This window comes from Capnocytophaga ochracea DSM 7271, from assembly GCF_000023285.1.
Classification (GTDB): domain Bacteria; phylum Bacteroidota; class Bacteroidia; order Flavobacteriales; family Flavobacteriaceae; genus Capnocytophaga; species Capnocytophaga ochracea.
On the sequence record NC_013162.1, the window covers coordinates 1,245,359 to 1,268,157 of the forward strand.

Sequence of the window (22,799 nt, forward strand, 5' to 3'; positions counted from 1 at the left end):
TTTGCTAATTTACAAATTAGTTATTATCTTTGTCGCCAGATTACTAATGGAGAGAATTGCCTTGTTGATATTAATAGGGTGAATTGCCTCACATACTCAGCTGTGCCAGCTCGCTGACTTTGCCCCTACGACATAACACAAAACTTGATTTATATTAAGAACTAAATACTAATGAAAACATTGCGTACTTACAGCGATTTTAAAGATATCGTTTTTGATAAGAAAGAAGTGGCTATTAGCAAAGAAACTAAAGCCCTCATTGAAGAGAGTTACGCTTTCTTAAAAGACTTTGCAGAGAACAAAATCATCTATGGCGTGAATACGGGCTTTGGACCGATGGCGCAATATCGCATTGAAAAAGAAGACCAATTGCAGTTGCAATACAACCTTATCCGCAGTCATAGTTCGGGCTTAGGGGAGGTGTTTGATGAAGAAACCGTGCGGGCGGCTATATTGTGTAGACTTACGAGCTTGTCGTTAGGCAAATCGGGGGTGCATATAGAGGCAATTGAACTGATGCGCGACCTATTGAACTACCGCATTACCCCGCTTATTTTCCAACACGGAGGCGTGGGAGCTAGTGGCGACCTTGTGCAGTTAGCCCATCTCGCCTTAGTGCTCATAGGCGAAGGAGAAGTGTTCTACAAAGGCGCGCGCAGACCTACGGCTGAAGTATTTGCCGAAGTGGGACTCAAACCGCTACAAATACACTTACGCGAGGGTCTTTCGCTGATGAACGGCACGTCGGTAATGACGGGCTTGGCAGGGGTGAATGTGTATTACGCACAAAAGCTATTGGATTGGACAGTGAAGTTCACAACGGCTATCAACGAGCTAGTACAGACTTATGACGACCATTTTTCATCTGAATTAAACAACGCCAAACAACATACTGGGCAAAAAGAAATCGCCCGAATGATGCGCGACTTCTTGCACGACAGCAAGCGCACCCGCAAACGTGCAGAACATCTTTACAAAGGGCAGCACAACGAAACTGTATTTAAAGAAAAGGTGCAAGAATACTACTCCTTGCGCTGTGTGCCACAGATACTCGGGGCTGTATACGACACCATTGCGCATACTGAGCGCATCGTAGAAGAGGAACTGAACTCGGCTAACGACAACCCAATAGTAGATGTGCCTACCCAACAGGTATATCACGGGGGTAACTTCCACGGCGATTATATATCTCTTGAAATGGACAAGCTTAAACTGGTAGTTACCCGTATGACAATGCTTGCTGAGCGACAGCTCAACTACCTTTTGAACCCCAAAATCAACGAGCTATTGCCACCATTTGTGAACGCAGGGAAATTGGGCTTTAACTTCGGTATGCAAGGGGTACAGTTTACCGCTACTTCTACCACTGCCGAAAACCAAACCCTCTCTACCTCGATGTATGTGCATAGTATCCCGAACAATAACGATAATCAGGATATAGTGAGTATGGGTACCAATGCGGCGACTCTTACCCATAAAGTGATAAACAACGCTTTTCAGGTGCTTGCTATTGAGGCTATCACCATTGCGCAGGCTATCGATATCTTGGGCTGTTATGACGAGCTTTCGAGCACTACAAAAGAATGGTATAGGGAAATAAGAGAGATTATACCGTTCTTTAAGGAAGATTTGGTGTTTTATGCTTACTTGAAGGAAGCCACATCGTGGTTAAAGAAATAGAATGTTTTTCAACTTTGGCAAAGTTTCAAACTTTGCCAAAGTGTAACGACAGCGCGGTTGAAAAAATAGAATAATCTGACTTGTCGCACTAATGATAGAAAACAAAAAAAGAAGTAAAACTAAATAAAAAAACAAATGAGAAAGTATGCTATTATTACAGGTGGTTCGCGAGGTATAGGGCGTGCTATATGCGAAAAACTCGCACAAGACACCGATTATCATTTACTCATTGCTTACCAAAGCAATGAGGTTGCTGCACTTGAAACCCTCAATCACATCAAGAAATTAGGACGTGAAGGAGAGATTATACGCTTTGACGTATCTGACCACCAAAGTACTACCGAAGCCCTTACCAAATGGCAACACGACAATAAAGATGCCGTGGTAGAAGTGATTGTGAACAACGCGGGTATTAACCGCGATGGACTCTTTATGTGGATGCCCCAAGAGGATTGGAGCAAAGTGATTTCCACTACTCTCGACGGCTTCTACAATGTAACTAATTTCTTTATCCAAAAGATGCTACGCCATCGTTATGGACGTATTATCAACATCTCATCGGTATCGGGGGTGAAGGGAACCGCAGGACAAACCAACTATTCGGCTGCCAAAGGCGCGATTATTGCGGCTACCAAAGCCTTGGCGCAAGAAGTAGCCAAAAGACACATTACCGTGAATGCCATTGCTCCTGGGTTTATCCGCACTGATATGACCTCTTCGCTCAACGAAGAAGACCTCGTGAAACTTATACCGGTAGGTCGTTTTGGGGAAGCCGAAGAAGTAGCTGACCTCGTATCGTTTTTAGTCTCTAAAAAAGCTTCGTATATCACCGGAGAAGTGATTAATATCAACGGGGGAGTGTATAGTTAGGTAAAAGGTAAAAGATAAAAAGTAAAAGGTTATTACACAAAAAGCGTTGGCAAAGGTCGTGCTACGACCTTTGCCAACGCTTTCTTATAATATCAATTGTTAATAAAGAATTATCCTTGGTGCGTTTTCTTCAATAAATCGTTTACTACTTTTACGGGGTTGAAGGTGATGATAGGTACTTCTACGAATAGGGTAATCCAGTGAGCCATAGAGCCATTCCACAAACCAGGGAGTTCGAGAGCTTTTAGCGGTCTGCCCATAAAGGTTTTGGAAGTTATAAAGGCTTGGTTAGGGTCTACGTACTGTTGTAGATCGAATTTTTCGCCTTTGTAGTTCTTAGTGCCACAAACCAAATCTACGGGGTTAAAGTGAGTAGATTGCTGGAAAATTTCCTTTTGCTTGGCATCTGCCATATTCACCTGTGCAGATTCGATGATTTGTAAACTATAGTTTTCTCCATCTTTCACCCAGAAAGGACCTCCACCAGGTTCGCCTTCGTTCTTCACCATTCCGCATACGCGTATAGGGCGATTCAGTTGCTCTTTGATGAACTCCATAGCATATTGACGGCGGAATTTATAGAGATAATCGGGAACAGAGATATTAATTTCTTTGAGGAAATCGAGAATATGCTTAATCTCTTTCTTCTTAATCTTATCATTATCTATACGATGTAAGATTTTAAACACTTCGTCTTGTACTTCACATAGTTTTCCGGCGAGCGCTTCTTTGTAAAACACGGTCTCATCGGTATACTTTTTCACTACCACATTATCAATATTCTTGATGAAGATGATGTCGGCATCGATATCGTTGAGGTTGCTGAGTAGCGCTCCGTGCCCCGCAGGGCGAAAGACTAAATTACCTTCTTCGTCGCGGAAAAACTCATTATCTTCGGTTACCGAAATTGTATCAGTACTTGGTTTTTGGTAAGAGAAAGTCACATCGAAAGTAATGTTATAGCGTTCTTCGAGTATAGGTTTGATATGGTTGAGTTCCTTATAAAAAGCTTCGGTATGCTGCTCGGTGATGGTGAAGTGTAGGTGTGCTTCTTCCTCATCGGAGGCATAAAGTACTGCTTCGCGGAAGTGCTCTTCAAAAGGAGTGGCGATTTTCTCGGAATGCTTATGGAAAGGTAGTAATCCCTTAGGCATATTGCCATAGCCCAACCCTTCTTCATTGAGAAGCGTATTGACGATGATGTGTTTTTGGATATCTTCGTTTAGTGAGGAAAAGTCGGGGTGATTTTTATCAATAGCAGCTTTTAAGATAGGATAAAAGGCAAAGCGTTCGAGACCTTCGAAGAAGGTTTTAACTTCTTTGTTACCTGTTCTATTGACATAAGCTATAAATGACTCACGATCGGGTTCGAAATCGTCTCGGAAAGCGAAAAGAGCTTTAAACATACGGGTAGCCGCACCAGAGGCAGGAACGAATTTGAGGATAGTGTTACCGCGCTTTCGTTTTTGGTAAATAGCAGCGTACTTGGCGGCTTCTTCTTTGCTGAGCGGAATAATACCATCGTCTATCACAGCGGCTTTATACAGTTGTATAGGAGGAATTCCTTGTTTGAATTGCGCTATTTGGGCTTCGAGTATTTCTTCGGAGATCCCTTTTTTAATGAGCAATTGGCGGTCTTTTTCTGTTAATTCATTCATAATATAATAGTTTCGTTTAACATTCTAAAACTTACGATTGTTTTAGAGGACAAAGATATAAACAAAAAAAGATAAAAGCAAATAAAAAGCAAAAAAAGTTTTTGGAAGATAAAAGGTAAAATTTATGACAGCTGAGTATGTGGCAAATTAGAGAATGAGAAAATGAGAAAATGAGAAAATGAGAAAATGAGAAAATGAGAAATGGAGCGTGAGCTTGTAGCTCACGCTAACAAAGGGACTCGGAGGAGCGAGCTATACGAGTATTCTTATTATTTAGTTTTTGAAACCACAGATTCTTCTGTAGTTATATCGGCTTTTGCGCGGTCTCTTCCTATTTGAAAGCCTATGGTAAGGAGTATTGCTATCGCCCCAATAATAGAAAGTACCAAACGTCTTTCTTTATTTTTCTCGCGATAAGCACTGACTAAAAAGATACATAAAAATACAATAACTAACCACATAATATAAGGGTTTAATGAGAGATATAATACAAAAATTCGTTTGTAGTTTTCCCTAATCTATAAATAAAAAATAAGGATAAGATAACAGCTACAAGGGTTAGTCTTTTGTCACTAAGAATAAGGCGACGGACTGAGGTAAGAAAATTCATAAGTCTTTCTGGATATTCCCTACAAATTCTCCTAAGGCATAAAAAACGCCATATAAGAACCACCATAGTAGAATGGCTAAGAATAACATTTTGGGTATGGATACTGTTTCTGATTCTTTTGTTTTCATATTACAAACGAGTATTAATGTTAATAACTATTGTCCGAACAATCCTTCAAGGAACCCTTGTTTGGCGGAAGTCCAGTTGTTGTACAGATAGGCGATTGCCATTAGTATTAGGAAAGCGCCTATAATTCGGTTTGGTTTTGATTTTTTCATATGCTTATTATTAAAATGCGAATTAAGGGAAATGTTGGGAGAGTCATCACATATAGGCATTGTAAAAGTCATCAGCGTTGTTTACCTGTTTCATACCCCTCATAAAAGGAGTTTAATAGACTGTCGATGTCTTGTGCTAAGAGAGCGACCAAAAGAGCTATAACTATTACAATTAAGATTTTTGTACGTGTTTTCATAACGTATGTGATTAAAATTCGGTACAAAGGTAGTGAATTATTACTTATAAAACAAAAATAATGATGCTAATAATACTAAAAATGCCAATAATGCCAGAAATACTGATAATTAACTTTTGCCAAAGGTCGTAGCACGACGGGCGGTGTGAGCCGCGCAGGCAGTGTGAGCCGCACGGGCTGTTAAATTAGCAGATTAGCAAATGTGGAAATTAGGAAATTAGAAAATGAATAGTGATAAAAATCATTTTTTGACAGGTCAGACTTGTCGGACAAATTGGATAGGTTAGAGAGAGCGGAAGGAAACGGAGAAATTCAGAAGAAGGTTGAAGGGGATTTTGATGAAAAAAGGGTGTAAGATGGGTGGGGTTAGCTTATAGAGAGCTTATAGGAAGCTTATACGAATCTTGGACGATTGGTATAGAAAGGGTATATAAATAATTGATTCATAATATAATACAACAAGGCTAAAAACGGTAAAAACGGGGTTTCGAGGCGAAAGAAAGAGAAAAGGCACTAGGCCTTAGGTCATAGGCACTAGGAGGGAGTATGACGGAAAATCAAAAGAAACCTCCCCCTTCTCACATACTCCGCTCTTGCTGGCTACCTTCAAAGAAGGGGAATGTGGCGAGTCATTTATTGGGTAAGCCCCCGAACCCCCGAAGGAGGACAAGCTGGAAAAGGAGACAAACCTCCTCCCTTATACATACTTCGCTCTCGAGGGGCACATATTCAGCTATTGTTGGCTATCTCGGAGAGGGGGAATGTGGTGACGGAAAAAGGAAGAAATGACGGGAGATGAATGACGAGAGAGTATCTGTAAGGAAGCGTTTTCGTAGAAAAAAGAACTGTGTAAACAGGGATTGTGTAGGATATATAACGAATGTAAGGACTTGGAGCGCTGGGGGTGAGAAAATATTTATGGGTGAATTGCTAATTGATAATTATTTTCTATCTTTGCCGAAAATTTACCCATTTATGAATGTAAGATTTACTATACTCACTACCACAATGTTTGCCCTAATGGCTTGTAATAACCAGCAACAGGAAATAGCTGTTGCCGAAGATGCTCTTGCTAACACTCAAAAAGCTGAGGAAGCACGCGATAAGAGCAACGAAAGAAATCCGTTTGGTGCGGGTGGGGCGAATTTTTCTAACAACGTATCGCTACCAGCTACACAGCAAGGAGCAAAGCTCAATCCGCCTCACGGAGAGCCAGGACACCGTTGTGATATAGCCGTGGGGGCTCCGCTACCCAACGACGGCAATGTGATAGCCCAAACGCAAACACAAGCACAGCCTGTGAGCAGTGCCGATGCTAAGCCCGTAGTTTCGGGAGGTATGCCACAAGTGCAACAGGTGCAGGTGGCACAACCTCAGACACAGCAAGGGGTGGCGACGAAGGGTCAGAAACTGAATCCGCCTCACGGGCAACCAGGGCACCGTTGTGATATACCGGTGGGCGCTCCGCTGAACAGTAAGCCTGTGAAACAACAAGCACCAGCTACGCCTAAAACGGTAGAGCAACAAATAGTTATCGACCCCAAAATGGCACAACAGCACACGGGGACTACTGAACCGGGTTTTTCAGGGAAGCCTAATCCGCCTCACGGGCAACCGGGACACCGCTGTGATATAGCGGTAGGAGCGATATTGCCATAAAAAGAGACGCAAGGGGTGATTTTTAATATGTAAATGAGTGAAAAAATAGCAATACAGGGTATCAAAGGTTCGTTTCACTATCAGACGGCTGAGAGTTACTTTGGCAAAGACATAGAGGTGCTGGAATGTCGTACTTTTGATGCGATAGTGAAAGCACTGCTGAAAGGCGATGCTGACTGGGGCGTGATGGCTATTGAGAATAGCATTGCAGGAGCAATATTACCTAATTATGCGCTTATAGACCGCCATAACCTGCATATTACAGGGGAGCACTATATGAACATACAGCACCACTTGATGGCGCTAGGAGGGCAACGCTTAGAGGATATTACTGAGGTGCATTCGCACTATATGGCACTGTTGCAGTGTAAGGATTTCTTTCACGATTATCCTGATATACGACTGGTGGAATCTCCTGATACAGCTGAGGCAGCACGACAGATACACTTGCAACAACTCAAAGGTGTAGCGGCTATTGCTTCGGCATCGGCTTCTGAGCTCTACGGCTTGCCTATTATTGCGGAAAGCATACAAACCATTAAGCGTAATGCTACCCGCTTTGTGGTACTCAGAACTACTGATGCACACCTACCCAAAAGAGGTATCAATAAGGCAACGCTTAAATTCCAAGTATATGACAAGAGTGGTAGTTTGGCAACGGTGCTGAACGTGTTACGCGATTACGATATGAATATGACTAAAATACAGTCGTTGCCTGTAATAGAGACTCCTTGGAAATACGCATTCTTTGTAGATGTGGTGTTTGATAGTTATGCCCGATACCAACAAGCGATACAACTTTTGGATATTATGACAGAAGAGCTAAAAGTATTAGGGGAATATGAAAATAGGTTGAACAGTGAGAGCTATTCAAAATCAATCATATAGAAAATAAATATAAAAAAACAGATTAAAAGATAGCTTCTATATCAAAAATATTGACTAATATTGACCGCGAAATTAATAATCAAAGGTTAGAGGTTAATGATAAATGACAAAAGACTAATTAGAAATGGCGAATTATGAATTACAAAAGGTGGCTGTATTTAGACGCAATAGAGTGCACCAATACTTACATACCCAGCTTTTGTTGGCTTTATTTCTTAGCTTTTACTTGTTATCTGCACAGTCTATTTCTTTAGAGAATATCTGGACGCAACACGCTTTTTACCCCGAACGTATGTACAACTTGAAGGCACTGAAGAAAACCCCACAATATACAGTGCTCGAATATAACCGTGACAAACACATTCAGGAAATTAACCTTTACGACTTTGCAACGCTCAGCAAAGTACAAACACTCTTTGAAACTAATGAAAGAGTGAACAGGATTGAGAGCTATGAGTTTTCTCCTGATGAGAAAAAGCTCCTTATCGCTACCCGAAAAGAGGATATCTACCGACATTCGTTTATAGCTGATTATTTTCTGTACGACCTCGCCACTGGCGACCTTAAAAAAGTGAGCGATAAGCGCATACAAGTCCCCACTTTTTCGCCTAATGGTAAGCAATTGGCTTTTGTATACGAAAACAACTTGTATTTATACGACCTTACGACGGGTGCGGAAACCCAAATCACTACCGACGGACAGAAGAACGCTATCATTAACGGTACTGCTGATTGGGTGTACGAAGAAGAATTTGGGATTGTGCGATTGTTCGCTTGGAATGCTGATGGTACACAATTAGCATTTATACGTTCAGATGAGCGCAAAGTACCTGAATTTTCAATGGACATCTACGGTTACGACCTCTATCCTACACCTTATACTTTCAAATATCCCAAAGCAGGGGAAGCTAATTCGGTGGTGAGTTTGCACATCTATACTGTGGCTGATAAATCGGTGGCTGAAATACCCTTGAAAGCCTATTATATCCCACGTTTGCAATGGACAAACGACCCTCATAAGCTGACGGTACAAACTCTCAATCGCCACCAAAACGATTGGCAACTCTTGCAAGTGAATAGCCAGACGAAGGCAACGACTTCCTTAGTGAAGGAAACTAGCGCGACTTATGTAAGCATCAACAAGGAGATACTATTTTTACCCGATAATAGCTTTATTTACCAATCGGAACAAGACGGGCATAACCATTTTTACTATTGTAATGCCAAAGGGAAATTAGTACGCCAGCTCACACGTGGCAATTGGGAAGTAACCGATTGCTATGGCTATGATCCTAAAACCCAGCAGTTGTTCTACCAATCTACCCAGACGGGCTCTACCCGCCGAGGGCTCTATGCGGTAAACCTCAAAGGCAAAGCCCCTCGCGCGCTTTCTACTGAGGCAGGAACAAACAAAGGCACATTCAGTGGCGATTATACAATGTATATTCACGCTTTTGCCAATGCCACTACGCCTCCACGCTATACGCTAAACGATACCAAAAGTGGTAAACAACTCAAAGAAATCGTTACCAATGCCGAATACGCTCAGCGATTAAAAGCCTATAATTTGCCCGAAAAAGAGTTTATGGAACTGAAAACTGCTAAGGGTACTTTCAACGCTTATATGCTCAAACCTAAGGATTTCGACCCTAAAAAGCAATACCCCCTCTTGATGTACCAATACTCAGGACCAGGTTCACAAGAAGTAGCTGACCAATGGTGGGATATGAACGACTTTTGGCACGCAATGCTCACCCAAAAAGGATATATAGTGCTATGTGTAGACGGCAGGGGCACAGGTTACAAAGGAGCAGATTTTAAGAAATGCACTTATCAGCAACTGGGTAAATACGAAGTTGAAGACCAAGCAGAAGTCGCTCAGCTCGTAGGGGCTTATCCTTATATAGACAAGAGCAGAATAGGCATTTGGGGTTGGAGTTTTGGAGGTTTTATGTCGTCTAACTGTCTGTTTCAAAAAGGCGATATATTTAAAATGGCGATAGCAGTAGCCCCTGTTACCAATTGGCGTTTTTACGATACTATTTACACCGAGCGTTTTATGCGTACCCCCCAAGAGAACGCAAGAGGTTACGACGAAAATTCACCGTTGTTTCACGCTGCCAAACTTAAAGGTAAATACTTGCTCATTCACGGTAGTGCCGACGACAATGTACACGTGCAAAACGCAATGGTACTCATCAATACCTTGGTGAGTTTGCAAAAAGATTTTGATTGGTTAATTTACCCCGATAAGAATCACGGTATTTACGACAACACAGGTAGCACACGCTATCAGTTATATACAAAAATGACGAATTTTATCATAGAAAATTTATAAACAAAGCCCCCGTCCCCCCGAAGGGGGACAATCTGTAAAAGAAAAACTTTACTGGATTAAAAATATTTAATGTAGAATTTTAATTTATAAACAAACTTTTTAATTTATTAAATAAATGGATACAAACGTAGAAAATGCGAAAAAGAAGCACCCTAAGGGGCTTTATTTGGTGTTCCTAACAGGTATGTGGGAGCGTTTCAGTTACTATGGAATGCGTGGTATTTTGATGTTATACCTCACCAAGACGTGGCTTGAAGGCGGTTTGGCTTTCGATAAAGCTACAGCGAGTCTTATCTATGGCTTTGCCACAGGACTTACCTATTTCACCCCGCTAATTGGCGGTTGGATAGCCGATAACTTTTTAGGACAACGCAGGGCAGTATTGTTAGGGGGACTCATAATGTTCTTCGGTGAGTTTGCGTTGTTCTCTATAAACACTCACTTTGGCTTATATTTAGGGCTATTTTTGTTGATTATAGGTAACGGGTTCTTCAAACCGAATATTTCAGCCTTGGTAGGAGGACTCTATGAATCAGGTGATAAACGTTTAGACTCGGCTTTCTCGATTTTCTATATGGGTATTAACTTAGGGGCTTTCTTAGCACCACTCATTACTGGATTCCTTACTGATAACATCTTTGCTACTCACGGTGTAGATGCACAAGGAAAAGAAATAATCCTTTCTTACGGTTATAGATATGGATTCTTGGCAGCTGCTATCGGTATGCTTATAGGAGAGTTGATATTTGTTTTCTTTGCACAGAAATACTTAGGCGACCTTGGATTGCAACCAAAAGGTGGTAAGAAAAAAGTACAAGAACTTTCGGAAGCCGAAGTGCAAAAACCACTTACCAAAGAAGAAAAAGAGCGCATTGCTGTTATCTTTATTTATTTCTTCTTTGCCATCTTCTTTTTTGCAGGATTTGAGCAAGCGGGCTCTTCGCTTACCCTTTATACCGATAACTATATCAACAGGACGGTGATGGGCTTTGAAATTCCTACTGCTTGGTTCCAATCAGTAAACCCATTGTTTATTGTATTGTTAGCACCGGTATTTGCATCGTTTTGGGGTACTAAAATGGGACAACGTCTCACTACTCCGTTTAAAATGGGAATGGGAATGATACTCTTAGGGGTAGGGTTCTTCTTTATGCTTGGCGCTGTTTACGAGCGCGGTGGCTCTATAGGGGTAGACCCTAAAGATATAGCAGTGAAAGCGAGCTTAGCTTGGTTGGTGCTTACTTACCTTACTCATACCATTGGTGAGTTGTGTTTATCACCCGTAGGACTTTCTACGGTTACAAAACTTTCACCTCCGCGTTTAGCAGGACTTATGATGGGTGTTTGGATGATGGCTGCTTTCTTCGCCAATGCAGCAGGAGGAGTGATTGCTTCTTACGTAGAGAAACTTGGGGCAAGTGTAGTATTTGCTGCGGTTTCAGGATTTGTAATCCTCTGTGGTTTAGGAATGATACTCCTTAACAAGAAACTTCAAGCGATGATGCACGGAGTAAAATAGTGCGAGCGTGTGAGCCACATAGACGCGTACGAACCGTATAAGTTATATAATAAAGGCTGTCCTAAAATAGGACAGCCTTTTTTTGTTGTATATATTCGGAGTATCGGACGATTCGGACTTGTTGGACGGAGGTAAGACGAGATAGAAGGCTTTATTTGGGAGCGCTGAGGAAATAGAAAGATATCGGAAAAGAACGGAAGAAGGGAGGGAGGGTTTTGATGAAAAAAGGGTGTAAGGAGGGTGGGGTTAGCTTATAGAGAGCTTATAGGAAGCTTATACGAATCTTGGACGATTGGTATAGAAAGGGTATGTAAGTAGTTGGTAGTGAATAGTTAAAGGAGAAGGATTAGGAGGTGATAAACGAGAAGAAAAACGAAAGTAAAACAAAGGGCGGTGAGATGTGTCCTGAAAATTGTTTTTTGGTATTGTGTGTTATTTTTGTATTTTTGCACCGAAATAAAAGAAGATGTTATATGAAAAGAATTTTTTTAAGTACAATTTTGCTGTCATTTATCATTACTGGCTGTAAGAAAGATAATGACACATTTGTAGAAGACCAAAAAAACGAAGAGCCACAACAAACTCTTGTAACCGATGGGGTAGTTGGAGGACGTTACCAGTTTTCTTCTTCTGAGAGTTTATCTAAAATGATGGGAGAATTGAGAAATGATGAAGAGCTTTTAGAAAAAAAGATGAAAGAACTTTATTTAAAAGGGTTTCGTCCTAAATATCCTATAGGGGATATAGAAAATGACCCTGAACTCATAAAACTTTATGAAGGAAGACCAGATACGGTTGATGATGAAACAGAAGAGGAGAAAGAGGAAGAAAATATGATTTCTGACCCTCTTTTAGCTTCTTTTATTGATGAAAATAATGAAATAGTTGTAAAAGACACTTTATACAAGTTTACTACAAGAGGAGTTTTTTCTTCTCATCTAAAGGATTCTCTTAAACTTAAAAACTATCTAAAAGATCGTCAACCTCAACTTTCAGCTGAGGAATTATTAAAACTTCGGGAGACTGCTTCTGGAAAACAGCAAGTAGCAGACGGGGTATACAGATTTATAGCTCCTATCTCTGAATTAGAGAGAAACAATATTAAAGAAGAGCAAAAAAGAATAGCAAACTTAACGCCAGCTAATGAATTACAACCTATTATTGATGGATTGCCTATAACAAGAGGAGATAGAAATTGGTTTCTTCATAGAATATTTGGAGAAAGTAGAGTCGCAACAGAGCATTTTGACAGAAGACATCGTGTGAAAATAGAATTTTTTAATCAAAACTACGGATTTTATAAGTCAGTAGGTATTTCAGTAAGAAATCAAACACGTCGCTTTAGGATATGGTGGGCATCAAAGGCTAATGAAGTAGTTTTAGGAATTAATTATATTTATATGACATACAAAATGCCTACAGCCCCTCTTAAAGAGTTACAAGCGGCTAAGGATGAAAATGAGTTTATTATACTTGCTTACAAAGGAGATTTTTACTTTCACGCACAAAATAATTATTTAAAATCAACTTTTAAAGTAGAGGAAGCAAAACTTCCTTTTATAAAATATAATAATGAAAAATTACTTACAATTTATATTCCAAGTGTCGCTGGGTATAAAATAGACTATGAAAAAGAGCTTTTTGTATCAGATTTATTGTCACAAAAAAATATTGCAACACTCTATAAAATGGGTTTTGATTTTCTGAGAAATATAGGTTCAAAAGATAAAGAGTTTGCTGTGGTTAGAACCCCTCAGTTTGAAGATGAAATAGAAGCAATGTATTTTGCAGAACGTTACCAAGGTGAGAATACAAATAAGAAAAAAATACATCTAAGCACTGACTATGGATTTCTTCTTACCTTTACAAGTTCTGTTGACAAGAAGGGAGGTAAATGGTATAACAATTTTGGAGTAAAACCTCCCGAATTAAGAGAATATAAGACTGTAAAATATGATTTTTACGGTATGGCAAGAGTAGGAGGTACTTGGAGAGGTGTGAGAATGGTTTATGAAAAATAAAAAGAGATTATTATGAGAAAAATAGTTTATATAATATTTTTTTTAGTACTTCCATATTTAGTAAAAGGACAAAATCTTGAAGACAAACGTTGGTTTTCACAAGCTGAGGTAAACCTTACGGTACCCAATAAAGATAAATCTATTTATTCTTTTAATACAAAGACAGCAAATATAAAAGGAAATGAAGATATTGTATTAAAAACAAAAGTAATATATTCCACGGATTTTTCTATGAATTATTTACTCTTTGAGAGATTTAGCATAGGAGCATTAACAGGGATAAATCATTTCAGAAATCCTATTGCTACAGCTTTAAAATTAGGAGGTGTCATACGATATGAGCTTATTGAAGACTCTTTTGGGTATGTCTTTGCTCAGTTTTCTGGTTTTTTTCCTTTACATAACGTAAAAATTTCAACAGGAGAGGCAAAGATAGGATTGAGTATACCTCTTCTTGTTGAAGAATCATACAGTGTCGGGGTTATTCTACACGCTTCTTATACAAGTTTTACCCCTGCTAAACCCTTATTTGCTGATGAAACACCGGACTTAGTAGAGTATCGCGGAGTCGGTTTTGGCTTTGGGATACGGTTTTAAAACTTAATAATTATAGAATGAAAGAAATACTTTATATAATACCTTTTTTTGCTGTGGGATTGGCTACGGCACAGGAAAATATGGAAAGCACATCGGTTATAGGAAATGTAAGCACGGAAACTATAACGCAAGTAGTGCCTGAGAAAGAAAGTAGGTGGTTTTATCAAGGGGAATTAAGTTTTACTTTTCCTCGAAATGGTGGCGCAAAATACTCTTATAGCTGGTTAAACTCTCGTACGAATTTGTATGAAGGCGACGAGGCATTACTAACTGAGAAGCCTATTATCTCAAGTGATTTTACAGTAAATTACCGCTTGTTTAGGATATTGAGTGTAGGGGCTGTGGGAGGCTTTACACATTTTCAAAACCCTGTAGCCTCAGGATTAAAATTGGGTAGTATACTCCGTTTGAACCCTGTGAAGAATTATCAGGGAAATATTTTTGTTCAAGTAGCTGGCTTTTTGCCTTTGAGCACCCTAGTAAAACCATCTATGGGGGAAGTGAAGGTGGGGCTGTCCATTCCGTTTTTAGTGAGAAACAAGTATAGTATGTTTTTATCGGCTTATACTTCTTACACGAGTTTTGACGTAGCAGAACCTCTCCTTTGGAGTGAAACTCCTGAGATGATGGAGTATAGAGGGATAGGGTTTAGCTTTGGAGTGCGGTTTTGATAGTAGAAGAAGCTATCGTGTTAAAATTATCAATGGTTAATTGCTAATTGTGAATTGTTTTGTATCTTTGCACCCGAAATGAGTGGTTATGGCAAAACTGAAGCTATCGACAGAGTTTTTTTGCGATTATAAACTTATCGCTCTTCACACCCATTTGGAAGACTATCAGCTGGCGTATTTTTTAAATAAAACGCTACATTTGCAGTTGGCTAAGACAAAAGGAAAGGCTTGTTTGACGATGCCTTCGGGAGAACAGTTTTCTTATTATACTTGGGAGGACACCTCTGCGGATATTATTTGGCATTGTATAGCTAACAAATTGCAAGACACACAAACTCCTACTGCTGTGGTTACCCTTTTTGAAGAACTGCCACAGGTGCAATATTTGGTTGAGAACGAAAAGAAGGTGGATTACTTTTTGAAGATAGATACTGAAGGGCGGCTGGATATACCGAAAATTTTAAATCGGCTTCGTGAAGTGCCTGCCACTACCGCACGAGAAATAGCAATTGATACCCTAGATAAAAAATATAAATTGATTTTTCAAGAATGTTAAATACAAAGAAAACAAAGATTGTAGCGACCTTAGGTCCAGCGACCGAGAGTCCTGAGGTGATAAGAGATATGATGGTTGCGGGGGTAAATGTATTCCGCATCAACTTCTCGCACGCCGATTACGACGATGTACGCAACCGCGTGCAAATGATTCGCCAAATCAACGAAGAAAACGGCTTTCATACTGCTATCCTCGCTGACCTACAAGGTCCTAAATTGCGTGTGGGGGTAATGGAGGACGACGTTACGGTATACCCTGGTGACCGAGTTACTTTCGTTACCGGAGAGCCCTTCGTAGGAACTAAAGAGCGCGTATATATGAACTACAAAGAGTTCCCTACCGATGTGAACCCCGGAGAGCGTATCTTGTTAGACGATGGGAAACTCATCTTTGAAGTAGAATCGACCAACCGCGAAGACGAGGTAGTAGCGGTAGTAGTGCAAGGCGGTCCGCTGAAATCTAAAAAGGGCGTGAATTTGCCTAACACCAAAGTTTCGCTTCCTGCGCTTACCGAAAAAGACGTGCGTGATGCCCTTTTTGCTATCACACAAGACGTAGACTGGTTTGCGCTCTCTTTTGTGCGTCACCCTGAAGACATTCAGGATTTAAAAGACCTCATCGAAGAAAATGCTGGACACCGCATTCCTATCATCGCTAAGATAGAAAAGCCAGAAGCCTTGGTGAATATCGATAAGATTATGGCGGCTTGCGACGGTATAATGGTGGCTCGTGGAGACCTTGGTGTAGAAATCCCAGCAGAAGAAGTGCCTCTTATCCAAAAGGAATTGGTACGCAAGGCTAAATCACACCATATTCCGGTAATCATCGCTACCCAAATGATGGAAAGTATGATTTCCAGCTTGACACCTACCCGTGCAGAGGTAAACGACGTAGGAAACTCGGTAATGGACGGTGCTGATGCGGTAATGCTTTCAGGCGAAACTTCGGTAGGAAAATATCCTGTACAGGTAATCCAACAAATGACTCGCATCATCAAGAGTGTAGAGGATTCGAATTTAATACAAGTACCACTTGTTACACCTTTTATCCGTTCGTTGCGCTATGTAACTAACACTATCTGTTTTCACGCAGCCAAGATGGCGAACGACACCAATGCCAAAGTGATTACCTCGCTTACAAACAGTGGGTATGCTGCTTTCCGCATTTCGTCGTACCGACCTAATTCGCACATTCTCATCTTTACTGCCAACAAGCGTATCCTCACCCAGTTGAACCTTTTGTGGGGGGTAACTACTTTCTACTACGACCGCTTTGTTTCTACTGATGAGCTTATTGAAGACATTAACCACATTGCCAACGAAAAAGGCTACGTGGATATGGGTGATATAATGATAAGTCTCGTGTCGATGCCAATGCAAGGCAAGGGAATGGTAAACACTTTGCGCGTATCGGAAATCGACTCGTGTGCGGTGAATTTTGAGAAGAAAAAGAAGAAATAATTTTAGAGGATTAATATTTGTGAAAGGTCGTTTGGCAAGGTGCTGAACGACTTTTCTTATTATTGGTTGCAGTACGACAGGCGATTACTTGGGCGAGCCGGACTGGTTATACGAGGTTGAAGGCTGACGACTAATTGTTAAATTGATAAATTTGCTTTATCTTTGCACCCAAAGAGGAATAGATACCCAGTTTTTGGAGTGGAATAATTAGCTAAATTGGACAATAATCTAAGAGCTAAAACTAACGACTAATAACAAATACTATGATAAAGAAAATATTCATTTTTACGAGTCTGCTATTAGCAATGGCTTGTAGCGACAAAAAAGAGAAAGAAATAGCAGCGATTCCGATGGACTTTGATTGGATACGTCTTGATTCGCTCTTTATGAAAACTCCTGATGCAAAAATGGGTGAGTTATGTGCACAGTATCCTTATTTTTTCACTCAGAGCGTTACCCCCGAAGAGTGGTGTGAGATACGCAAGGGTTCTATCTTCCCTGATATTCCTGCTTTTGCGAATCTGCATTATGCCGATTTGTACGGAGAAATTGAAAAGAGTGTAGGTACACTTTCTGCTGAGAAGAAAGAGATTAAGAACTTGTTTCAGCATATTAAGTACTATTTCCCCAAGTTTGAGCCACCTAAAGTAGTGATGCTCATCAGTAGGGTAGCTTATGAAACCCGAGTGATTTATGCCGATAGTCTCTTACTTATCGGTACAGATAATTACTTAGGAACTCAACACAAATACTACCAAGATATGGATAAGTACATCAGGGCTGATTTAGACAAGAAAAACCTTGTGATAGATGTAGCTGATGCTTTTGCCGATAAACTCGTACCTCGTGGCATACACCTCACTTTCTTGGACAATATGATTTACGAGGGCAAAAAGCTCTATCTAGAAAGTGAGCTATTACCCAAAAAAACACCCGCTGACCTTTTGCGGTATGATGCGAAGAAGTACGCTTGGGCTGAGGCAAACGAAGCTGAGATATGGCGTTATTTTATAGAAAAAGAATTGCTGTATCAAACAGATAAGAAACTGCTCACCCGCTTTTTGTATCCAGCCCCCTTCTCCAAGTTTTACTTAGAATTAGATAATGAATCACCAGGACAAATAGGTAGATTTATAGGACTACGCATAGTACAAGCCTATGCTAAAAATCATAAAGAGGAATCTATGTTGAAAATTTTGGCAATGAAACCCGATGAGCTCTTTAAGCAATCACTCTATAAACCTGATAAGAATTAAAAGCGAGTTACGCACGCAATTTAATTTAGAAATTAGCAGATTAGTAGATGAGCAAATGTTTTGATTAGCTAATATCTTTTTACTTTGGAGAAATGAAAATTCTAAACACACAACAAATGCGCGAAGCTGATGCGCATACTATCTCTGCTGAAGGTATCACCTCGTGGCAACTGATGGAGCGCGCCACAACCAAACTCTTTGAGTGGATAAAAGAACACCTCCCCAAAGAGCGAACTGTTACCGTATTGGCAGGTACAGGGAACAACGGAGGAGATGGTCTTGCTTTGGCGCGTATGCTCATAGCTGATGGTTGGCAAGTGAATATTTATCTGCTTTGCTTTAGCGAACACCTATCGCCCGATTGCCAGCAGAATAAAGAGCTCTTAGAAGCACAAGGAATTGCGATTGCCGAAATACGAGCCGAACAAGTAAATAATATTACGTTTGGTAAGATAGTGATAGATGCTGTCTTTGGCATTGGACTCAATCGTCCAGCTCCTAAATGGATACAACAAATATTTGGGAATTTAAACGACTCTAACAGCTATATATTAAGTGTAGATATGCCCTCGGGTCTTCCTACCGAACGTATTCCGTCTCCCGAGGAGATTTGGGTACACCCTCACCAAGTGCTCACTTTTCAAGCCCCAAAATTGCCTCTCTTCCTTCCTTCCACAGGTTGCTATATCCGTAAGTGGGAAGTGCTCAACATAGGTTTGGACGAGCATTTTTTAAAGACTCTTCACCCCGATTTCTACTATCTCGAATCCGATATTCAGCAATTACAACGACGACGTGCTAAATTTTCGCACAAGGGTACTTATGGGCACGCGTTGCTTGTAGGGGGAAGTTATGGTAAAATAGGGGCAGTAGTGCTTAGCGGGACAGCCGTATTGCGCGCAGGGGCAGGTCTGCTTACCGTTGCTATTCCCCAATGTGGTTATAACATACTGCAAACTGCTCTGCCCGAGGCGATGGTACTCACCTGTGAGGAAGAAAAACACTATAAGACAGCAGAGATTCCTTTTACACCCTCTGCCATAGGCGTGGGTATCGGTTGGGGTACGCATCTCGAAACCGCCTCAGCACTCTTTGGTCTTTTTCAGCAGTACCCTGATACTCCTTTTGTAATAGACGCCGATGCGCTGAATATCCTCGCTCAACACCCTGAACAATTAAAAACCCTTCCAAAAGATGCAATTCTCACGCCACACCCTAAGGAATTAGAGCGTCTTATAGGTAAGTGGGACGACGACCTACACAAGCTCACCAAAGCCAAAGCCTTTGCCAAAGAGCACAAAGTAATACTTCTCATCAAAGGTGCCTATACGATGATAACCGATGGAGAAAAGTATTGGATAAATTCCACTGGAAATGCAGGAATGGCAACGGCAGGTAGTGGCGATGTGCTTACCGGAATGCTTACGGGCTTACGAGCTCAGGGTTATAGTGCGGTAGAAGCTGCTTGCTTAGGTGTCTTTTTACACGGTTTACAAGGTGACCGTGCAGCAAAAAAAATAGGTATGGAACGCCTTATTGCACGTGACCTTTTATAGCCTTGGCACGGTTTTTGTCTATATGTTAGCAGTTTATCATTAAAAACTCACAAATAATGAAAAGACTTATCCTAAGTATGGCAGTAATAGCAACGTTCCTCGCTAGTTGTGGCAACAGTAAAAACGCTGTGAGTTACACTCCCGCTGAGAACTATTTTGTCAATAATACTTTCCAAAATACAAAAGTAGAAACTTTAAAAATCGACTCACAAGTTGATTTTGACCGTATCTTTGGAGGTGCTACTACTATCACGGCTCGCCCTACCGCTATTGATTTCAGCAAACAGAGCGTTTTAGCTATCGTAGCCCCTGCCAGCAATAAGGAAGTAAAAATAGTGGTAAAAGCCTTAGAAACCACACTTACAGGTGGTATTTTGGTAAAATATACCATAGATGAAGGTAAAGATTTAGGCTATACTGCCCAGTCTTCTGAAATACTCATCATAAACAAAACTGATAAAGAAGTAGAGTTTAGAGAAGTATTTTAAAACATAGAAAAATCCCATCGCTATTATTTTATATAACAATAGGGGAGACAGTTTACATAAACTGTCTCCCCTCTCTTTTTGATTAACATCAGTGGGGTATAACCCAATACTATTTTCTCTTTTATATCGCCATACTCCCCTCTTTACGACCTTATAGCTCGCACCTCCAAGTTTCTCAGAGTTTTTCCGAGACCTTCAGTAAGCCGTCTATCCTTTCTCTTATTTTCGCCTCGAAACCCCGTTTTTAACATTTTTGGTATTATTGTATTAAGCTATTAATCAATTTTTTACACACCCTTTCTATACCAATCGTCCAAGATTCGTATAAGCTTCCTATAAGCTCTATAAGCTAACCACACCCATCTTACTCCTTATTTTGCACCTTTTACCCCAACACGCCCTTCCGTTCTTCTCCGTTTCCCTTCGAAAAAACCTGACCAGTCCTATTTGTCTGACAAGTTAGACCTATCAAAAAACCTTTTTTATCACTACCCATTTGCTAACTTTCTCCTGCCCGTGTGGCTCGCACCTGTGAGAACTGACGTTTTTCAGAATATATAAGTGTAACCAACGTTAATAGTAGCTTGATGGCGAGTTACATAGTTTCCTTTTTGCCAAAAAGAGCCTCCGTATTCTCCATAAATAGAGAGTATGGTTTTATCGGTAGCGTAGATTTCTATCCCAGCGAGGAGGTGAAGAGAGAGGTTGAGAGTACCTCCTGTGGAGCTTTGGTAGTTTACGTCTTGGGTTTTAAACTGATGCCATATAGGAGCGTTGAACTGTAATCCCCCACCTGTAAGGAGATAAACATTGTTATTTACAGGAGTAAGCACTTCTAATCTCACAGGTACTTCAAGGGTGGCTACCCTTAGCAGGGAGTATTCTTTTTCACTCTCTTTAAAGTTTCCTTGTGAAAAATGAGATACTCCTAATCCTGTTTCCAAACGGAAGTTTCTTTCGGGATAATAGTGTATTTGTAAATGACCGTGTTCAAAAATCCCGAAGGTTTGAAAATCGTTGCTTACCATTTCGGCAAAACCTATACCGGCAGAGGGTATGAATGACCATTTCGCATATGGAATACTATCTTTGGCGGTTCCTTTTTCTTGGCTAAAAGCACTAACAGTAGCGCATAATAATAACAGGGATAATAATAACTTTTTCATTTGTATTTTGTTTAGGTGTTAGTACTGTTTTTTATTTTCCAAATAGATAGCACAATAAGCAGTAATAGGGCAGTAATGCCTAATACTGAAGGCTCATAGAAAATATGGGTAATGAGCAGGAGTAGGGATACTATAAGGATAAATTTGTACATTTGGGTTAGAATTTAGAGATTAAATAACTTTGCCAAAGGTGTTGTTATAGAGAGAAAGTTAGTTTTTATAATATTTTCCAAGCCTTTTTAAGGCTTGGAAAATATTAAAGATATTGAGGACTTTTAAGGTTTCTTACCGATATCATCTACTGGTAACATAACACCTTCAGCTTTAGCTTTAAGAGCTTTATCTAAAGCCTTTTTTCTTCTTGGATCATAGGTAGCCGGATCATCATAACGTTTTCCTACAATCTTAAACATTTTTCCTCTAGGAGTATCTATTTCCTCATATTCATATACTAACACCCCTTCATCCGAAAGATCCACAGGTTCTTCTTTTGTTTTATTAGGTGTTTCAGATTTTGTTTTATTAGGTGTTTCAGAAGTTATATCAACAGAAGTTATATCAACAGAGACTTGTGGTTGACTATAATCTGAAAGAGCTTTTTCAGCTAGTTCACTAGCTGCAACTGATGATGTGAGACTATAATCAATAAAAAAACCTGCAACATCTGCTAATACAACAGTAAACTTTTTCCAAAAACCGCGACCACCTTTTCCTCTTTAGATAATTTACTATTCTCCATTATTCCTCTTTCAAAACTCTCAATTTCAGTCTTTATTCTATTATAATCAAGTTCTTTTTCTTTTGAAAGATTAGCCATAGTAGAAAAGAATTCTTTTGAGACTTTTTGTGTTTCTAAGCTACGTAAAGCAGTGCTTTGCTCTATTACATTTAAATAGAGATTTTCTGCATCACTCATAATAAATTTCATTTGTGCTACAGATGGAGTTTTACCTAAATCTATACCCTTATTAGCATATTTTTGGTTTAACTTAATTGATACCTCATCAATTATTTTAGTAATAATCTCATCTTCACTAAGCCCTACTAATTGGGTTTTATTCTCCTTAGTATTGAGTTCGTCTAGAATTTCATTATGAATCACTCCTGCGAAATCATTAAGGTTTTGAAAGTTCAATGCTTCTTGATATTTTTCGTACGTTTGAGCATTTACTACTTTCATTTTGGCATCAGAACCATTTTGATTTAACTGGTTCTCGGTTTCATTATTCTCTTTAGCACAAGAAAATAACAAACTAACAATCACTAATGTTACAATTTTTCTGTACATAATTTTAAAAATTTTTGTTTATAAAAATAATCGTTTTGCACAT

23 protein-coding genes are annotated in these 22,799 nt (G+C 40.0%); 15 read left to right on the plus strand and 8 right to left on the minus strand.

Annotated features, from left to right (window positions below):
• Positions 1–171 precede the first annotated feature (171 nt).
• Both COCH_RS05275 and fabG read left to right on the plus strand, forming a co-directional pair.
• Positions 172–1,680, plus strand: a complete 1,509-nt coding sequence (locus COCH_RS05275) for an HAL/PAL/TAL family ammonia-lyase (RefSeq protein ID WP_015782253.1) — start codon at positions 172–174, stop codon at positions 1,678–1,680.
• A gap of 135 nt (positions 1,681–1,815) precedes the next feature.
• Positions 1,816–2,550 carry a 3-oxoacyl-ACP reductase FabG gene (gene fabG, locus COCH_RS05280; RefSeq protein ID WP_002674825.1) on the plus strand — a complete coding sequence of 245 codons (735 nt, stop codon included), beginning with the start codon at positions 1,816–1,818 and terminating at the stop codon, positions 2,548–2,550.
• Between the two features lie 110 nt (positions 2,551–2,660).
• On the opposite strand, the gene COCH_RS05285 is transcribed toward fabG, so the two are convergent.
• The 4 genes from COCH_RS05285 to COCH_RS12595 form a co-directional block, all read right to left on the minus strand.
• A complete protein-coding gene (locus COCH_RS05285; RefSeq protein ID WP_015782254.1) occupies positions 2,661–4,208 on the minus strand; it encodes a DUF4301 family protein in 1,548 nt (515 codons plus the stop codon).
• A gap of 269 nt (positions 4,209–4,477) precedes the next feature.
• Positions 4,478–4,669 (minus strand): hypothetical protein, encoded by a 192-nt coding sequence (locus tag COCH_RS05290; protein WP_009410611.1) that lies wholly within the window; start codon positions 4,667–4,669, stop codon positions 4,478–4,480.
• 304 nt (positions 4,670–4,973) lie between these two features.
• Positions 4,974–5,096, minus strand: coding sequence for a hypothetical protein (locus COCH_RS12590; RefSeq protein WP_009421580.1), 123 nt, complete (start codon positions 5,094–5,096; stop codon positions 4,974–4,976).
• Between the two features lie 71 nt (positions 5,097–5,167).
• The gene (locus tag COCH_RS12595) at positions 5,168–5,293 is read right to left on the minus strand and encodes a hypothetical protein (RefSeq protein ID WP_015782257.1); all 126 of its coding nucleotides are present in this window, start codon (positions 5,291–5,293) and stop codon (positions 5,168–5,170) included.
• Positions 5,294–5,912: 619 nt separating this feature from the next.
• On the opposite strand from COCH_RS12595, the gene COCH_RS12445 reads away from it, so the two are divergent.
• The 13 genes from COCH_RS12445 (at position 5,913) to COCH_RS05365 (ending at position 20,302) form a co-directional block, all read left to right on the plus strand.
• Positions 5,913–6,092 (plus strand): hypothetical protein, encoded by a 180-nt coding sequence (locus COCH_RS12445; protein ID WP_015782258.1) that lies wholly within the window; start codon positions 5,913–5,915, stop codon positions 6,090–6,092.
• A gap of 176 nt (positions 6,093–6,268) precedes the next feature.
• Complete coding sequence (locus COCH_RS05310; RefSeq protein WP_041546719.1) at positions 6,269–6,952, plus strand: hypothetical protein; 684 nt, start codon at positions 6,269–6,271, stop codon at positions 6,950–6,952.
• Between the two features lie 33 nt (positions 6,953–6,985).
• Positions 6,986–7,840, plus strand: a complete 855-nt coding sequence (locus COCH_RS05315; RefSeq protein WP_015782260.1) for a prephenate dehydratase — start codon at positions 6,986–6,988, stop codon at positions 7,838–7,840.
• Between the two features lie 124 nt (positions 7,841–7,964).
• Positions 7,965–10,178 carry a S9 family peptidase gene (locus COCH_RS05320; protein WP_015782261.1) on the plus strand — a complete coding sequence of 738 codons (2,214 nt, stop codon included), beginning with the start codon at positions 7,965–7,967 and terminating at the stop codon, positions 10,176–10,178.
• 115 nt (positions 10,179–10,293) lie between these two features.
• On the plus strand, positions 10,294–11,697 hold the full coding sequence (locus COCH_RS05325) for a peptide MFS transporter (protein WP_009410808.1): 1,404 nt from the start codon (positions 10,294–10,296) through the stop codon (positions 11,695–11,697).
• A 473-nt stretch (positions 11,698–12,170) separates the two neighbouring features.
• The gene (locus COCH_RS05330; protein WP_015782262.1) at positions 12,171–13,718 is read left to right on the plus strand and encodes a hypothetical protein; all 1,548 of its coding nucleotides are present in this window, start codon (positions 12,171–12,173) and stop codon (positions 13,716–13,718) included.
• 12 nt (positions 13,719–13,730) lie between these two features.
• Positions 13,731–14,315, plus strand: coding sequence for a hypothetical protein (locus COCH_RS05335; RefSeq protein WP_009419064.1), 585 nt, complete (start codon positions 13,731–13,733; stop codon positions 14,313–14,315).
• 17 nt (positions 14,316–14,332) lie between these two features.
• On the plus strand, positions 14,333–14,986 hold the full coding sequence (locus COCH_RS05340; RefSeq protein WP_009421578.1) for a hypothetical protein: 654 nt from the start codon (positions 14,333–14,335) through the stop codon (positions 14,984–14,986).
• Positions 14,987–15,074: 88 nt separating this feature from the next.
• Positions 15,075–15,542, plus strand: coding sequence for an IPExxxVDY family protein (locus COCH_RS05345; RefSeq protein WP_015782263.1), 468 nt, complete (start codon positions 15,075–15,077; stop codon positions 15,540–15,542).
• Positions 15,536–17,002: a pyruvate kinase gene (pyk, locus tag COCH_RS05350; RefSeq protein ID WP_015782264.1), complete on the plus strand. Its 1,467-nt coding sequence runs from the start codon at positions 15,536–15,538 to the stop codon at positions 17,000–17,002. The genes COCH_RS05345 and pyk overlap by 7 nt, the downstream gene beginning before the upstream one ends.
• Before the next feature lie 263 nt (positions 17,003–17,265).
• The gene (gene gldB, locus COCH_RS05355; protein WP_015782265.1) at positions 17,266–18,258 is read left to right on the plus strand and encodes a gliding motility lipoprotein GldB; all 993 of its coding nucleotides are present in this window, start codon (positions 17,266–17,268) and stop codon (positions 18,256–18,258) included.
• Positions 18,259–18,350: 92 nt separating this feature from the next.
• Positions 18,351–19,814 (plus strand): bifunctional ADP-dependent NAD(P)H-hydrate dehydratase/NAD(P)H-hydrate epimerase, encoded by a 1,464-nt coding sequence (locus COCH_RS05360; protein ID WP_015782266.1) that lies wholly within the window; start codon positions 18,351–18,353, stop codon positions 19,812–19,814.
• 56 nt (positions 19,815–19,870) lie between these two features.
• Positions 19,871–20,302 carry a hypothetical protein gene (locus COCH_RS05365; RefSeq protein WP_015782267.1) on the plus strand — a complete coding sequence of 144 codons (432 nt, stop codon included), beginning with the start codon at positions 19,871–19,873 and terminating at the stop codon, positions 20,300–20,302.
• 548 nt (positions 20,303–20,850) lie between these two features.
• Here the strand turns inward: COCH_RS05365 and COCH_RS05370 are convergent.
• The 4 genes from COCH_RS05370 to COCH_RS05380 form a co-directional block, all read right to left on the minus strand.
• Positions 20,851–21,468, minus strand: coding sequence for an outer membrane beta-barrel protein (locus tag COCH_RS05370; RefSeq protein ID WP_015782268.1), 618 nt, complete (start codon positions 21,466–21,468; stop codon positions 20,851–20,853).
• Positions 21,469–21,479: 11 nt separating this feature from the next.
• Entirely contained in the window at positions 21,480–21,620 is a 141-nt protein-coding gene (locus tag COCH_RS12170) for a hypothetical protein (protein WP_015782269.1), read from the minus strand.
• A gap of 123 nt (positions 21,621–21,743) precedes the next feature.
• Positions 21,744–21,947: a hypothetical protein gene (locus tag COCH_RS05375; protein ID WP_015782270.1), complete on the minus strand. Its 204-nt coding sequence runs from the start codon at positions 21,945–21,947 to the stop codon at positions 21,744–21,746.
• A 188-nt stretch (positions 21,948–22,135) separates the two neighbouring features.
• Complete coding sequence (locus tag COCH_RS05380; protein WP_015782271.1) at positions 22,136–22,756, minus strand: hypothetical protein; 621 nt, start codon at positions 22,754–22,756, stop codon at positions 22,136–22,138.
• Positions 22,757–22,799 lie beyond the last annotated feature (43 nt).

Bases quoted from the DNA above. Each gene is read 5' to 3' on its own strand.
- COCH_RS05335 (WP_009419064.1), top strand. From the start codon at position 13,731: ATGAGAAAAATAGTTTATATAATATTTTTTTTAGTACTTCCATATTTA.
- COCH_RS05320 (WP_015782261.1), top strand. From the start codon at position 7,965: ATGGCGAATTATGAATTACAAAAGGTGGCTGTATTTAGACGCAATAGA.
- COCH_RS05365 (WP_015782267.1), top strand. From the start codon at position 19,871: ATGAAAAGACTTATCCTAAGTATGGCAGTAATAGCAACGTTCCTCGCT.
- COCH_RS05340 (WP_009421578.1), top strand. From the start codon at position 14,333: ATGAAAGAAATACTTTATATAATACCTTTTTTTGCTGTGGGATTGGCT.
- pyk (WP_015782264.1), top strand. From the start codon at position 15,536: ATGTTAAATACAAAGAAAACAAAGATTGTAGCGACCTTAGGTCCAGCG.
- COCH_RS12170 (WP_015782269.1), bottom strand. From the start codon at position 21,620: ATGTACAAATTTATCCTTATAGTATCCCTACTCCTGCTCATTACCCAT.
- COCH_RS12445 (WP_015782258.1), top strand. From the start codon at position 5,913: ATGTGGCGAGTCATTTATTGGGTAAGCCCCCGAACCCCCGAAGGAGGA.
- COCH_RS05360 (WP_015782266.1), top strand. From the start codon at position 18,351: ATGAAAATTCTAAACACACAACAAATGCGCGAAGCTGATGCGCATACT.
- COCH_RS05315 (WP_015782260.1), top strand. From the start codon at position 6,986: ATGAGTGAAAAAATAGCAATACAGGGTATCAAAGGTTCGTTTCACTAT.
- COCH_RS05380 (WP_015782271.1), bottom strand. From the start codon at position 22,756: ATGTACAGAAAAATTGTAACATTAGTGATTGTTAGTTTGTTATTTTCT.
- gldB (WP_015782265.1), top strand. From the start codon at position 17,266: ATGATAAAGAAAATATTCATTTTTACGAGTCTGCTATTAGCAATGGCT.
- COCH_RS12595 (WP_015782257.1), bottom strand. From the start codon at position 5,293: ATGAAAACACGTACAAAAATCTTAATTGTAATAGTTATAGCTCTTTTG.
- COCH_RS05325 (WP_009410808.1), top strand. From the start codon at position 10,294: ATGGATACAAACGTAGAAAATGCGAAAAAGAAGCACCCTAAGGGGCTT.
- COCH_RS05290 (WP_009410611.1), bottom strand. From the start codon at position 4,669: ATGTGGTTAGTTATTGTATTTTTATGTATCTTTTTAGTCAGTGCTTAT.
- COCH_RS05345 (WP_015782263.1), top strand. From the start codon at position 15,075: ATGGCAAAACTGAAGCTATCGACAGAGTTTTTTTGCGATTATAAACTT.
- COCH_RS05285 (WP_015782254.1), bottom strand. From the start codon at position 4,208: ATGAATGAATTAACAGAAAAAGACCGCCAATTGCTCATTAAAAAAGGG.
- COCH_RS05330 (WP_015782262.1), top strand. From the start codon at position 12,171: ATGAAAAGAATTTTTTTAAGTACAATTTTGCTGTCATTTATCATTACT.
- COCH_RS12590 (WP_009421580.1), bottom strand. From the start codon at position 5,096: ATGAAAAAATCAAAACCAAACCGAATTATAGGCGCTTTCCTAATACTA.
- fabG (WP_002674825.1), top strand. From the start codon at position 1,816: ATGAGAAAGTATGCTATTATTACAGGTGGTTCGCGAGGTATAGGGCGT.
- COCH_RS05370 (WP_015782268.1), bottom strand. From the start codon at position 21,468: ATGAAAAAGTTATTATTATCCCTGTTATTATTATGCGCTACTGTTAGT.
- COCH_RS05310 (WP_041546719.1), top strand. From the start codon at position 6,269: ATGAATGTAAGATTTACTATACTCACTACCACAATGTTTGCCCTAATG.
- COCH_RS05275 (WP_015782253.1), top strand. From the start codon at position 172: ATGAAAACATTGCGTACTTACAGCGATTTTAAAGATATCGTTTTTGAT.